The following is a 14,009-nucleotide window of genomic DNA, read 5'->3' as shown; positions in this document are numbered from 1 at the left end:
TGAACAAAAAAAGCCACGTTTTCACGTGGCTTTTTTTTGTGTTTCACTCAGCATTCTAAACTTAAGGCTTCGCTTGCCAACTCAGTTTTTGTTGGCGAATCAAGGCTGCAGAAAGGATACACACCACGCCACCTAATCCTGCAAAACGCACCGCCGTTTGCGCCTTGGCTTCAACCTTAGGTTTGGCGTGGTATGCCACACCTAATCCCGCCGCAGCCATCATCACCAAATCATTTGCACCATCGCCAACGGCGACCGTGTTATGAATTTCCACATCGTATTGCTGAGCAAGCGTCAGCAAAATATCGGCTTTGGTTTGCGCGGAGACTATCTCTCCCAGCACCTGTCCGGTCAGTTTGCCGTTCACAATTTCTAGGGTGTTGGACTGTGCATAGTCTAGCGACAACTGCTCTTTCAGATAATCAGAGAAGTAGGTAAAGCCGCCCGAGGCGATCGCCACTTTCCAACCAAAGGCATGCAGTGTCGCTACTAGCTCGGGTAACTCAGGCATTAACGGCAGGGTTTCACGTACTTGGCTTAGGATCTGCTCCGGAGCATCTTTAAGTTTACTGACTCGCAAACGTAAACTCTGCTCAAAATCCAGCTCACCTTGCATCGCGCGCTCAGTGACTTCAGCGACCTCTTCCCCGACTCCTGCAAGCTTAGCAATTTCATCAATGCATTCGATCTGGATCGCGGTCGAGTCCATATCCAGCACTATTAACCCCGGCTTGGTAAGATCTGGCACATCCTGAATCCGCGCGTAATCGAGCTCTAACGCTTTAAGAATGGTTTCATGCTCAGACGTCAGCTCACCGTCCATCAATGCGACTTCATAACGTCCCACTTTCCACATATCTAAGATGGTATTGAAGCGATCGGTGAAGAAATCCATGTCTTCAAATTGTGCAGGCGTTAAGTAATGTCCAAACACAATCCAACTGGCGCGATTTTTCGCTAATTGGGTGACAAAACGCGTTTCAGGGAAACGGTTAAGCAGCGTTGTGTGTTTTTTGATCGGTAAAGTTGTTAAAGCATCCATGTCCACTTTCCTTATTCGGTATAGCCAGACGTTACCCTATTGCAATTTAAAAACGCAAGTCTCAATATGAGCGCAGTTGGTTTTTTGTAGGTTTCTCTCATCATGGATGGTTCACTTTTTTCATTCCGAGTCGTTGTGCGCGTGGCAACGGTGTTCGCTGTCGCAGTCATGTTTTTTATCACCATCCAAAACAGCGTTGTGATCAGTAAAGGCAATGAACGCATTCAAGCCAACCAACTGGAAACCTTAACCAAAGTTCTGATTACTCAAGCCGCTATGTCTGCGGGGAGTATGATTGCCGATCAAGATCAGGAACGCCTGTTAGCACTCACTAACCAGCTCGCCACTGATCGTCTGGTATTTGATGCCTCCATTTATGATTCTGAAGGCGTATTGCTCGCCGCGAGTGACTCTGCGCTCAGTGTGCGTGAAGTGCTGGGTTTAGATACGCCACTGCATACTGCCAGCATTGGCCGCCAACAATTAGTTGAGCCCGTAGTTCACGACGGCAGTTTAATTGGTTTTGTACGCATCACTTTTGAAACCGGTAAAGTGACGGCGATTTCAGACCACCACTATCGTAAGAGCGACCACAATATGTATTGGATGCTGTTGATGAGTTTTGTCAGCGGTGTGCTACTGACGCTTTTACTACGACGCAAACCGAAAAAACCAACAGGTGAGAACTTACTGCTCAAGCAAGCCGAACAGTCTTTAAATGAGTAACAGGAAAAATAAATTGAGTGATAAAAAAACCTCAGCACCAGCTGAGGTTTTTTGTATTCAGAGATAACACGAGTACAAAGATTAGTAACCCGCTTGGTCGCCAATCAGTACCGAATCGAGCGCGATTTCAATCATCTCGTTGAAGGTGTTTTGACGCTCTTCTGAGGTGGTTTGCTCACCGGTTTTGATGTGGTCAGACACAGTACAGATCGCCAGTGCTTTCGCGCCGTATTCCGCCGCTACACCGTAAATGCCTGCCGCTTCCATTTCTACGCCAACAATGCCGTATTTATCCATCACATCGAACATGGAAGGATCTGGCGTGTAGAACAGTTCTGCTGAGAACAGGTTGCCAACTTTCACGTCAATGCCACGTGCTTTGGCGGCTTCTTCTGCTGCCTTAACCATTTTGTAGTCCGCTATCGCAGCAAAATCATGATCTTTGAAGCGAATACGGTTGACTTTAGAGTCAGTACACGCGCCCATGCCGATCACCACATCACGCACTTTGATGCCTTCGTTCACGGCACCACAGCTACCGACGCGGATGATCTTTTTCACACCGTAATCTTTGATAAGCTCGGTCACGTAGATTGAGCAAGATGGGATACCCATACCATGCCCCATCACAGAGATCTTACGGCCTTTGTAAGTACCTGTGTAGCCGAACATATTGCGCACATCACATACTTGAACTGCGTTATCGAGGAAGTTTTCTGCGATGTATTTCGCGCGCAGCGGATCACCCGGCATCAGTACAACGTCAGCGAAATCACCCATTTGCGCATTAATATGTGGAGTTGCCATGTTTTCGTTCCTTTGGTTTGTTGGCTCAATCGCCATCATTCAACAAAACCCTAAGACTGAAGCTAGCCTTAGGGTATGCGTATTATAAAAAGTTCTTACCGTAATCCATTGGCGAAGTGCCAAAGTAGCTTGCCAGAGTTTGCCCGATATCAGCAAAAGTGTCACGACGACCTAATGAGCCCGGAGCCACTTTCTTGCCATAAACCAGTACCGGAATGTGTTCACGAGTATGGTCAGTGCCCGGCCATGTTGGGTCACAGCCGTGGTCGGCAGTTAAAATCAGAATGTCATCTTCCTGCATCAACTCCAGAACTTCAGGTAAACGCTTATCGAAATACTCCAGTGCCGCCGCATAACCTGCGACATCACGGCGGTGACCATAAGCCGAGTCAAAATCCACAAAGTTAGTGAATACGATGGTGTTATCACCGGCTTGTTTAATCTGCTCTAAAGTCGCTTCAAACAGATCTGGAATACCCGTCGCTTTGACTTTGTCGGTAATGCCGCAGTACGCGTAGATATCGGCAATTTTACCGATAGAGACCACTCGGCCTTGCTTCTCTTCCACCAACTTTTGCAACACTGTGGCTGAAGGTGGCTCAACCGACAAGTCACGGCGATTACCGGTACGAGCAAATTGGCCTTTGCCCGGGCCAACGAATGGACGCGCAATGACGCGACCGATGTTGTAATCCGCCAGCTCTTCACGAGCGATTTGGCACAGCTCCAGCAGACGATCTAAACCAAATGTCTCTTCATGGCAGGCAATTTGGAATACAGAATCTGCCGACGTGTAGAAAATCGGCTTGCCCGTACGCATGTGCTCTTCACCCAAATCATCCAGCACTTGCGTGCCAGAGGCGTGGCAGTTGCCTAAAAATCCGTCCAAACCTGCGCGCGCTAAAATGCGATCGGTCAGCTCTTTCGGGAAGCTATTTTGCTTATCGCTAAAGTAGCCCCATTCAAACAGCACAGGTACACCGGCAATTTCCCAGTGACCTGACGGTGTATCTTTGCCCGATGACAGCTCTGCGGCATGGGCATAAGCACCGATGATGTCCGCACGCTCATCCAGCCCTGGCGCAAAACGTCCGGTCGACTCTTTATGTGCCATCGCCAAACCCAGCTTAGAAAGATTAGGCAGTTGCAATGCGCCTTTGCGCTCTGCGTTATCCGCCAAACCTTGCGCACATTGATCCGCAATATGGCCTAAGGTATCAGAACCGACATCACCAAAGTCTTCTGCATCCGCTGTTGCGCCAATGCCAAACGAGTCTAAAACTAAAATAAATGCTCTTTTCATTGCTCACTCCCCCGAACTTACACGTCTTGTGCTCGAATTTGACGGTAAACATCCGGTGTTGGTACGTAATCACCGCCCACTTTAATCGCACTTTGTAGTGCATTGGCAGCTTGTTGCCACTGCTCTTCATTACGGGCATGAATCATTGCTAAAGGTTTGTTGTTGTCGGCGATTTCACCCAGACGGATAAACTGATCAAAGCCGACAGCGTAATCGATACGATCGGTCGCTACGCGGCGGCCACCGCCCATTCCCACCACCGCCATACCGATGGCACGGGTATCCATCGCAGAAATAACGCCAGATTGCTGAGCGTAAACTGGGCGAACAATCTCAGCTTTCGCAAGATACTTATCGTAGTTTTCAACAAAATCGCTTGGGCCACCGAGGCCTGCGACCATTTTGCCAAAACGATCGGCGGCTTGGCCGTTATCCAGCACCGCTTGCAGTTTCTCACGCGCTTGCGCAGTATCTTTGGCTAACTTGCCAAGTACCAGCATTTCCGCACACGACGCCATAGTGACTTCCAGCAGACGCGGATTGCGGTATTCGCCGGTGAGGAAGCGCACTGCTTCACGCACTTCCACCGCGTTACCTGCAGAGGACGCCAGCACTTGGTTCATATCGGTTAAAATCGCCGTAGTATTGGTACCTGCACCATTCGCCACTGCCACGATAGATTTGGCGAGTTCTTCAGAAGCTGCATAGGTTGGCATGAAAGCACCAGAGCCCACTTTCACATCCATGACCAACGATTCAAGGCCGGCCGCCAGTTTCTTGGAAAGAATTGAAGCGGTGATCAGCGAGATGTTATCCACCGTCGCGGTAATATCACGCGTTGCGTACACACGCTTATCCGCCGGAGCCAGATCACCTGTTTGGCCGATGATCGCCACGCCGGCTTGTTTGGTCACTTTGCCAAACACGTCATTGGTTGGGGTAATGTTGTAGCCGGGGATTGCTTCAAGTTTGTCGAGCGTACCACCTGTATGACCAAGGCCGCGGCCAGAAATCATCGGCACATAACCGCCACAGGCTGCCACCATAGGGCCAAGCATCAGTGAGGTCACATCGCCCACGCCGCCCGTGGAGTGTTTATCGACAATCGGACCATCAAAATTCATGTAGCTCCAATCAATCACCATGCCGGAATCGCGCATCGCGCACGTCAGTGCAATACGCTCAGGCATAGTCATTTCACGGAAAAAAATCGCCATCGCAAAAGCAGCGATTTGACCTTCAGAGACGGTGTTATTCGCCACACCTTGAATGAAGAAGTTGATTTCATCGTTGGTGAGAACTTCACCATCACGCTTTCTGCGGATAATTTCTTGAGGTAAATACTTTGCTTGAGATAAAGACATAGCTGCCTCCCAGTTCCCAAAGAAACTGCGTAGTGTAAAGAGGTTAAGCAGCGCGAAGCCTCGCGCTGCTCTCAGACACAATGGATATTAGTAAGCGGCAGGATCTGCCTTTTGGTCTGTCACTTCTAATGTATTCAGAAGGTTGGTCAGTAGGCTTGATGCACCAAAGCGGTAGTGACGGCTGTCCGCCCAATCGCCACCGAGGATTTCATCCGCCATCGCCAGATATTGCTGCGCATCTTCTGCGGTACGAACACCACCAGCGGGTTTGAAACCAACAGTTTTGGCTACGCCCATATCACGGATCACTTCCAGCATCATGCGAGCATATTCTGGTGTCGCATTCACAGGCACTTTACCGGTTGAGGTTTTGATGAAATCTGCGCCAGCTTCAATACAGATTTGAGAGGCTTTTTTGATCAGCGCTTCTTCTTTCAGCTCACCGGTTTCGATGATCACTTTCAGTAGCACTTTGTCGCCACAAGCCGCTTTACACTGTTTCACCAGATCAAAACCGACTTGCTCGTTGCCTGCGATCAGAGCGCGATATGGGAATACCACATCCACTTCATCAGCACCGTAAGCAACAGCGGCTTTCGTTTCAGCAACAGCGATTTCAATATCGTCATTACCGTGAGGGAAATTGGTTACCGTAGCAATACGGATTTCAGGGGTTCCTTGCTCGCGAAGTGTCTTCTTAGCAATAGGAATAAAGCGAGGGTAAATACAGATGGCAGCCGTGTTGCCGACTGGACTTTTCGCGTCATGACAAAGTTGGATCACTTTGGCATCCGTATCGTTGTCATTCAACGTGGTGAGATCCATCAGTTTCAGTGCACGTAGAGCTGCTACTTTTAATTCGCTCATTTCTATCTCCGATCAATATAGTCATCTAGTTCACTCCCCAGCAGAGTGCTATTTTCTGCTGAGCAGCCACAAATGAACGGACTTGGTTCCTTGAAGACTCGGTGCTCATGCACCAATTGCTATCCTTGTCACCGCACAGTACCAGTTTGGTCAATGGCACAACAATCTGCGTTTGCGGTATTTTACTGCATACAGGCAAGGCGATTGCCTCCGGCGCTCATCATACTCTTAGTCATGCTGAGAGCCAGCGAAAACTCATCCATATTCCATTAGATAAGCCCGCCACCTGAGCCTAAGCTCACGGTCAAAACGCGTGGTGTATTCCATCGTCAATCCACTCGTTTTTTATCCATGGCTACAGTATAGATATTTGTCGCAAAACGGTAGTGCTGCGCGAAGCGCAAACGGTTTGTATCTCAAAAAAAACAGCTGAAATTTAAAGGGCAATCCCTTACCACACAAGGCTTCAGCTTTGCAATCCATTACAATATTACCCCTAGGCTTGCCCCTAAAACTCGGGGAGCCTAAAAGCAAAACACCCCGCAGCAATCACTTGCTACGGGGTGAATTTAAACGGCGTCTATAAAACTCTGTCTCTAACTTAGAAAGAGAGGAAGAAGCCAGCGATGGTTGCTGCCATCAGGTTCGATAGAGTACCAGCGATAACCGCTTTGATACCCATACGAGCGATGTCACCACGGCGTTTAGGCGCCAAGCTACCCAAACCACCCAGTAGGATTGCGATAGAAGAAAGGTTCGCAAAACCACACAGAGCGAAAGAGATGATCGCTTTGGTCTTCTCAGACAGAACAACAGGAGCTGCGTCTGTCAGGTAAGGGGCAAATTGAGAGTATGCAACGAATTCGTTCGCAACGGTTTTTAGACCGATGAACTCACCCGCAACTGTCGCTTCATTCCAAGGAACACCGATCAGGAAAGCCAGAGGAGCAAACGCCCAACCTAGCAGCATTTCCAGTTTCAGTTCAGGCATACCGAACCAACCGCCAATACCACCCAACATACCGTTGATCAGAGCGATCAGACCGATAAAGGCAATCAGCATTGCACCTACGTTCAGAGCCAATTGCAGACCTGCAGAAGCACCGCCCGCCGCAGCGTCGATCACGTTAGCTGGTTTGTCGTCACCACCATCAATTGCGATTTCTTCGCCTTCTTGTGGTTTTTCGGTTTCTGGCATGATCAGTTTTGCGAACAGCAGACCACCCGGTGCCGCCATGAATGACGCTGCAACCAAGTACTCGATCTTAACGCCCATAGAAGCGTAGCCCGCTAACACACCACCAGCGATAGAAGCCAAGCCACCACACATTACCGCAAACAACTCAGATTGAGTCATTTTTGGAACAAATGGACGCACCACTAATGGCGCTTCAGTTTGACCAACGAAAATGTTTGCTGCTGCAGACATAGATTCAGCACGTGAAGTACCCAGTGCTTTTTGTAGGCCACCACCAAGAATGCGGATAACCCATTGCATAACACCCAAGTAGTACAGTACAGAAATCAGCGCAGAGAAGAAGATCAGCGTTGGTAGTACACGGAATGCGAAAATGAAACCGCCGCCGCCAAACACTTCGAACATCTTGCCAGATACCAGTCCACCGAAGAGGAATGAAGTACCATCGTTACCGTAGTTAATTACGTTAGATACGGCGTCTGAAAAGCCACGAAGCAGCTTTTGACCCCAAGGTACATACAGAATAAATGCACCCAGTAAAAATTGGATAGCAAAAGCACCACCCACAGTTCTGATTTTGATAGCTTTACGGTTACTTGACAGAAGTACTGCGATTCCTAGCAGGACTGCCATGCCGATTAGGCTCATAAACAGGCTCATAGTTTATGACTTCCTTATTAGTTTATAGTTGGCGTGTTACAAAATGGAGCGATTAAGCGGGGGCAATTATACTCACGGGCACTGCGAGAAAGTAATGCAGGATTCACACTTTCGGATAAGATTCATCACGCGTTCACCAATATATGTGACGCCACTCAACTTTTAGTGGCAAGTAGGTCATTAACGCTACATCTTGTTTCGGTTTTGTTCACACAAGCCAAACAGAGTTTGGCTGCTTTTCCATAAGATTTGCGCGAGATATTGTACTGAAACACCTTTTAGCTCAGCGAGTGTTTCTAAAACCTTGGGTAATTGAGCGGGATGGTTAGCCTGACCTTGAAAACCATTCAGTGGCATATCAGGAGCGTCGGTCTCCAAGACTAAGTGCTCGGGTGCTAATGCCGCAATCGCTTGACGTGTTTTGTTAGCTCTGGGGTAAGTAATCACACCACCAACCCCAATCTTAAACCCCAAATCCACAAACTGCTGTGCCTCTTGCAAACTGCCGGAGAACGCATGCAACACGCCGCCTTGTCGAAAGCGTTGCTGTTTCAATAACTGTAACAATCGGTTGTGTGTACGGCGACTGTGTAAGATAACGGGCAACTTAGCTTCAGAGGCCAGAGTTAACTGCGCAATAAGCACTTGCTCTTGTAGCTTGGCATCCATGTCTATCATGCCATCTAAGCCACACTCTCCAACAGCCAAGCAAGCCTGCTCCGCCTGCATTAGAGCCTTTTCTAACGTAGGTAAATGGGTCGGTGAAGAAGCATCTAAATAGAGCGGATGAAATCCCAACGCATAGTAAATGGTAGAGGGAAAGCGCTGCGCAAGCTCAGCCACGGCTTGCCAGTCTTGTGGGCCAATCGAAGGAACCAGCAAACGTTGAACCCCTTGTTCTGCTGCTCGTTGTAATTCGAACTCAGGGTCAGCAGTAAAAGGGGCAAAGTCAAAGTGGCAATGAGTGTCAAATAATGGCCACTCAGGCTGATTTGGTGTCATCACGTTCATTGGCCGGATCTTTTCGATAAGGAACACAACTGCGCTTCTGTTCTGGGGTCAGCCCTAGGCTTTTACACCAAGCATCGTATTTTGCGATCCAACCTTTTAACCATTGCCACATTGCGCGCCCCTTCCCTTAAATGCCACAGGCTACTGTTCTTCGCGTTTAAATACCAATTCTGTCGGTGTCGACTCTTCGGCAACAAAATAGTAGCCCGCAGTGTTGAAACCTTCTAAATCCTTTACCGATTTAATTCGATTTTCAATGATGTAGCGAGCCATCATGCCGCGTGCTTTTTTCGCAAAGAAGCTGATGATTTTATATTGGCCATTTTTGGCATCTTTAAAGATTGGCGTCACAATTTGCGCGTTCAGTCGCTTTGGATTGACCGCTTTGAAATACTCATTAGAGGCAAGGTTTACCAGTACATTATCACCTTGTGCTTCAATCGCTTGATTGAGCTTCTCCGTAATAATGTCCCCCCAAAATTGGTACAAGTTAACACCGCGCTCATTCGCAAGCTTCGTGCCCATCTCCAGACGATAAGGCTGCATCAAATCCAGCGGGCGCAACACGCCATACAAGCCAGAGAGCATACGCAGATGTTGCTGGGCAAACTCTAACTCGGTTTCAGACAGTGTTTCTGCTTGCAACCCTGTATAGACATCGCCTTTAAAAGCAAAAATCGCCTGCCGTGCGTTATCGAGAGTGAAGGTTTCACTCCACTGCGCAAATCGAGCCACATTGAGTCCGGCTATTTTATCGCTGACGCTCATCAGCTCAGAAACATCCTGTGATGACAAAGTACGACAGACTTGAATTAACTCAGCCGAATGCGCGGTTAATTCAGGCTGCGTAAAGTTTGAGGTAGAAACAGGAGATTCATAATCCAGCGTTTTCGCAGGTGAAACGACAATCAGCATACTAATTCCTATCTTTTGTTGAGCAAGTTCCTAACCGACTTGAAGCAAGAGTACTGACAGCAACTCCAAGTGATAGAGATATTTATAAGATGATGTTAGCTAGGGTACAAAAAAAGCCATGCAGTGTCTGCATGGCTTTTTCAATTTCTAGCATCGGTAATTTCTATGACGCTTTATTGTTATCCCAAATACCATCTTCAAGTTGAGATTTCAGCTCTGGATAATCATTGGCATCGAAAGTCGGGACTTTGCCCGCATCCAATTGGCGGTTGTAATCTTTAGCCAACTTAATCACGATACCTGAGAGCAGTAGAATCGCCACAAGGTTCACAATCGCCATTAAGCCCATCGAGACATCCGCCATCGCCCATACGGTAGGCAAGGTCGCTAATGAACCAAACATCACCATGCCTAAAAACACCAAACGGAACAGCACTAAGCCTTTTTTGTTATTGTGCTCAAGGAAAATCAGGTTAGTTTCTGCGTATGAATAGTTCGCAATAATTGAAGTGAACGCGAAGAAGAAGATCGCAAACGCGATGAAGATACTTCCCCACTCACCCACTTGTGAACTTAAGGCACGCTGAGTCAATTCAATCCCTGTTAGCTCACCATGAGGCACGTATTCGCCCGACATCAGAATAATCGCCACAGTGGCAGTACAGATAACGATGGTATCAATAAATACCCCCAACATCTGAACGTAACCCTGTGAAGCTGGGTGTGGTGGATATGGCGTTGCAGAAGCTGCGGCATTCGGTGCAGAACCCATACCCGCTTCGTTTGAGAACAAGCCACGCTTCACACCGTTGATCATCGCTTGTGCAATCGCATAACCCAAACCACCCGCTGCCGCTTCTTGTAAACCGAAGGCGCTTTTGAAAATCAGGCTAATCGCATCGGGAACTTTTTCATAGTTCATCAGCACAACAAACAGGGCAATCGCAAGGTAAGCAAACGCCATAAAAGGCACAATCAGCTCAGCCGTACGGGCAATTTTACGAATACCACCAAAAATAACGAATGCGGTCAGCAACACGATGCCGACACCGATCACCATCGGCTCAAAGCCAAACGCTGTTTTCATCGCGTTGGTGATGGAGTTGGCTTGCACTGCGTTAAACACTAGACCAAAGGCAATGATCAGGAAGATAGAGAACAGCACCCCCATCCAACGCATCCCTAGGCCTTTTTCCATATAGTACGCAGGACCACCACGATAGTTACCATCTTTATCACGGGTTTTGTACAGTTGAGCCAGCGTACTTTCCGCAAAAGAAGTCGCCATACCGAGCATCGCAATCAGCCACATCCAGAAAATGGCACCAGGACCACCCGCCGTTAATGCAACCGCTACACCAGCCATATTGCCGGTACCTACACGAGCTGCCAAGCTGGTACATAACGCTTGGAAAGAAGAGATTCCCGCATTATCGGCTTTACGGCTATTTTTAAGAACGGTGAAAGTATGAGTGAAATGGCGAAATTGGATAAAGCCCAATCGTAGAGTGAAGTAGATACCGACCCCAACCAATAGGTAAACCAGAATGGAACCCCATAGTAGGTCGTTCATTAAATTAATTAAGTCTGTCACGGGAACCTCGCATTGAGTGATGAGCTGCTCTTACCCCGATGAGTAAGAGTTTCTGTTACACGGATACGGTATTGAGATTATGTTTTTGCCGTGTATGTCTTGGTGCTATCGAGCAGGAAAGGCCTCAAACAGCACCCAGCCTATTTTTTGACGGGCGGATAATGCAATCTCACCGGACAAAAATCAATATGATAACAATTGCATTAAAATGTTATTTTTCACCTTAAAGTTACGTTCGCGCAACATCATTTAAATCAAAATAGACATAATTGAAAAACAAAAACAAAACAAACAACTTACAATTCGGCGCATTTATTCACCACAAACTCTTTATTGCATAAACAGAATCTCACCCCTTGGGAATAGCAACATCCCTGTTCAGGCAAGCAATTTTTGTCAGAATAACGTTATATTTTGCGATCGTTCGAACAAAAAACACTCACCAACAGTCCTCTTAACGCGAAAATCAACATTCTAGCAACATAGGTAAATGTGCAATTTAATCGTTTGCCTGAGTTTTTTGTTTGGTTTTTCATCGATAACAGCGGGTCAAAAATGTGAAATTCTATTCAAAAGCTCATTAAAGCTTCATTAAAACGAAACAAATGAGAAACAAATCATAGTTACGCTTCGCCAAGGTGTGCTATTTAGAGAGCACTCAAGGAATGATGACAACAATAATGAGGCTACTTATGGACGAACTGCACTTTGATGAGCTGTTGGAAATGGAAATCTCCAAAATTCGTACTAGTCGTTCAAAACCAGTAAAACGTATGTGGCGCGAAATCGAAGCGATTCGAGATCGTAAACGGCTAGAAAAAGAGTTATTGGAAATGGATGTGTGTCTTGATTTAGATAGCATCAAAATCTGAAGAATTGAATAATAAAGGCACGTATCACGTGCCTTTATTATTTTTACCTATCTCGAAAACTCACACCTCAAGTCAGGTGTATTCGTTTTCACTTTTACGTACTCGTCTTGCTAAATGGGCATAACGTTCAGCGATTGTTTCACCAAAAACAGGGTCATCATCGTTATCCTGCCATTGCGCTTCAACGCTCTGCCAGTCTTCCAAGACAAAGGTTTGATTAATCAGAGGTAAAATCGACTGCTCTTCCAACTCTAAATGGCTTTTTTGGCCTTGTAAGAACGTTTCGAGCTGTTCAATAAAGACATCCTGAGGCACCACTGCATCGTTTAAAATCATCTCCATAATTTCAAGAAAATGATGAGTAGTTTGAGCCAGCGTTTGATGTTCCAGCTCAAGATTAGCGACGACTTTCTCATCACCATAGCACTTCATATAGTGACGATAGAGAATATCCTCTTTTGGATGGTGCACCTTCTCCGAATGACTCGCTAAGTAGTCAACGATCTCTTTCAATAAACTGTAGTTAATCGGTTGTTCGTTTTTCACCAGCTCCAATTTATGGCGTAAAATCGACAACAAACGCACCATATAGCTGTGCTCGCGGCGAATTCGTTCCATCATCATCATATCAATCTCCATACTGTACTGACTTAAAGTGTACATAAGGATTGATATACCGGCTTTGAAACTGGTCGAAAAAACGCCAATTGAATTAAGATTCGAGCTGGGGCTGCCAATTAATTGGAGAGATTCCTTGCGCTTGCAGCAGTTGATTGGTTTGAGAGAAATGTTGGCAACCCAAAAAGCCACGATGAGCAGAAAGTGGCGAAGGATGTGGCGCCATTAATACATGATGACGCTGGCGATCAATCATGCGTCCCTTTTTCTGTGCATGAGAGCCCCACAGTAAAAAAACCAAACCGCTACGATGTTGATTTAGTGCATCAATCACGCGATCGGTAAATGTTTCCCATCCTGTATTGGCATGCGAATGCGCCATCCCTTGCTCAACGGTCAGTACGGCATTCAGTAACAATACGCCTTGTTGTGCCCAACTTTGTAGGTAGCCATGAGAGGGAATTTGAAATCCAGGAATATCTTGCGCCAACTCTTTATAAATGTTGACTAACGAAGGGGGTGTTTTGACACCGGGCAAAACTGAGAAACACAGCCCATGAGCCTGGTTCGGGCCATGATAAGGATCTTGCCCCAAGATCACCACTTTGACATCGCAGAATTCAGTAAAACGAAAAGCGTTAAACACCTCTTTCGCCGGGGGATAAATAACTTTTCCGGATTGACGCTGGCTTTCAACAAATTGTAGCGTTTGTTGAAAGTAATCCTGCTGCTTTTCATTCCCGATGACATCATGCCAAGTCAGTGATTGCGACATATCAGTACCTTAAATCTATTTTCTAGCGCGGTATTGTATACACAAACCACAAGAAGTTGCCAAGCATGGCACCATCGCTTTATTCAACCGACCCTTTGAACAAATGGACAAACCGTCAGGGTACTTACGCCCCCTGACGGCAAAAACTTTAGAACGATAGAGACGACAAACGTTTCTTAATGAGGCTTTGTCGGCTGTGGAGCGCGGTTATGCCCCTGTCCGTTGACATGCCGATTAGGCACAGGACGGCGAGCGGC

General features: G+C 47.0%; 15 protein-coding genes. 3 read left to right on the top strand and 12 right to left on the bottom strand.

Going from position 1 to position 14,009, the window contains the following annotated elements:
* Positions 1–61: 61 nt before the first annotated feature.
* A complete protein-coding gene (serB, locus tag EPB59_RS01805; RefSeq protein ID WP_195707030.1) occupies positions 62–1,042 on the bottom strand; it encodes a phosphoserine phosphatase in 981 nt (326 codons plus the stop codon).
* A gap of 102 nt (positions 1,043–1,144) precedes the next feature.
* Between serB and EPB59_RS01800 the strand changes: the two genes are divergently transcribed.
* Positions 1,145–1,768: a YtjB family periplasmic protein gene (locus tag EPB59_RS01800; RefSeq protein ID WP_046127023.1), complete on the top strand. Its 624-nt coding sequence runs from the start codon at positions 1,145–1,147 to the stop codon at positions 1,766–1,768.
* Positions 1,769–1,849: 81 nt separating this feature from the next.
* Here EPB59_RS01800 and deoD read toward each other — a convergent pair whose 3' ends face one another.
* From deoD to deoC, 4 genes are all read right to left on the bottom strand, one after another.
* On the bottom strand, positions 1,850–2,575 hold the full coding sequence (deoD, locus tag EPB59_RS01795) for a purine-nucleoside phosphorylase (protein WP_000224887.1): 726 nt from the start codon (positions 2,573–2,575) through the stop codon (positions 1,850–1,852).
* 82 nt (positions 2,576–2,657) lie between these two features.
* Positions 2,658–3,878 carry a phosphopentomutase gene (gene deoB / locus EPB59_RS01790; RefSeq protein ID WP_055044203.1) on the bottom strand — a complete coding sequence of 407 codons (1,221 nt, stop codon included), beginning with the start codon at positions 3,876–3,878 and terminating at the stop codon, positions 2,658–2,660.
* Positions 3,879–3,895: 17 nt separating this feature from the next.
* Positions 3,896–5,242, bottom strand: coding sequence for a thymidine phosphorylase (gene deoA, locus EPB59_RS01785; protein WP_154171422.1), 1,347 nt, complete (start codon positions 5,240–5,242; stop codon positions 3,896–3,898).
* Positions 5,243–5,329: 87 nt separating this feature from the next.
* Positions 5,330–6,109, bottom strand: a complete 780-nt coding sequence (gene deoC, locus EPB59_RS01780) for a deoxyribose-phosphate aldolase (RefSeq protein WP_001292542.1) — start codon at positions 6,107–6,109, stop codon at positions 5,330–5,332.
* Between the two features lie 107 nt (positions 6,110–6,216).
* Here deoC and EPB59_RS01775 point away from each other — a divergent pair, with 107 nt between their 5' ends.
* Positions 6,217–6,399, top strand: a complete 183-nt coding sequence (locus EPB59_RS01775; RefSeq protein WP_001911798.1) for a hypothetical protein — start codon at positions 6,217–6,219, stop codon at positions 6,397–6,399.
* Positions 6,400–6,710: 311 nt separating this feature from the next.
* Here the strand turns inward: EPB59_RS01775 and EPB59_RS01770 are convergent, their stop codons facing one another.
* From EPB59_RS01770 to EPB59_RS01755, 5 genes are all read right to left on the bottom strand, one after another.
* Complete coding sequence (locus EPB59_RS01770) at positions 6,711–7,967, bottom strand: NupC/NupG family nucleoside CNT transporter (protein WP_055051455.1); 1,257 nt, start codon at positions 7,965–7,967, stop codon at positions 6,711–6,713.
* Positions 7,968–8,153: 186 nt separating this feature from the next.
* The gene (locus EPB59_RS01765) at positions 8,154–8,969 is read right to left on the bottom strand and encodes a TatD family hydrolase (protein ID WP_195707083.1); all 816 of its coding nucleotides are present in this window, start codon (positions 8,967–8,969) and stop codon (positions 8,154–8,156) included.
* Complete coding sequence (locus EPB59_RS18395; protein ID WP_001935559.1) at positions 8,950–9,090, bottom strand: DUF5363 family protein; 141 nt, start codon at positions 9,088–9,090, stop codon at positions 8,950–8,952. The genes EPB59_RS01765 and EPB59_RS18395 overlap by 20 nt, the downstream gene beginning before the upstream one ends.
* 29 nt (positions 9,091–9,119) lie before the next feature.
* Positions 9,120–9,893, bottom strand: coding sequence for a peroxide stress protein YaaA (yaaA, locus tag EPB59_RS01760; protein WP_154171420.1), 774 nt, complete (start codon positions 9,891–9,893; stop codon positions 9,120–9,122).
* A gap of 163 nt (positions 9,894–10,056) precedes the next feature.
* Positions 10,057–11,487 carry an alanine/glycine:cation symporter family protein gene (locus EPB59_RS01755; protein ID WP_032468385.1) on the bottom strand — a complete coding sequence of 477 codons (1,431 nt, stop codon included), beginning with the start codon at positions 11,485–11,487 and terminating at the stop codon, positions 10,057–10,059.
* Positions 11,488–12,179: 692 nt separating this feature from the next.
* On the opposite strand from EPB59_RS01755, the gene EPB59_RS01750 reads away from it, so the two are divergent.
* Positions 12,180–12,359 (top strand): DUF3545 family protein, encoded by a 180-nt coding sequence (locus EPB59_RS01750; protein ID WP_000343856.1) that lies wholly within the window; start codon positions 12,180–12,182, stop codon positions 12,357–12,359.
* Between the two features lie 72 nt (positions 12,360–12,431).
* On the opposite strand, the gene EPB59_RS01745 is transcribed toward EPB59_RS01750, so the two are convergent.
* Positions 12,432–12,983, bottom strand: a complete 552-nt coding sequence (locus EPB59_RS01745) for a hemerythrin domain-containing protein (protein WP_154173168.1) — start codon at positions 12,981–12,983, stop codon at positions 12,432–12,434.
* Positions 12,984–13,071: 88 nt separating this feature from the next.
* Positions 13,072–13,752, bottom strand: a complete 681-nt coding sequence (gene ung, locus EPB59_RS01740; protein ID WP_154171419.1) for a uracil-DNA glycosylase — start codon at positions 13,750–13,752, stop codon at positions 13,072–13,074.
* Positions 13,753–14,009: the final 257 nt, after the last annotated feature.

This window comes from Vibrio metoecus (assembly GCF_009665255.1).
Taxonomy (GTDB): Bacteria; Pseudomonadota; Gammaproteobacteria; order Enterobacterales; family Vibrionaceae; genus Vibrio; species Vibrio metoecus_B.
This window is presented reverse-complemented; position numbering and strand designations above follow the sequence as displayed.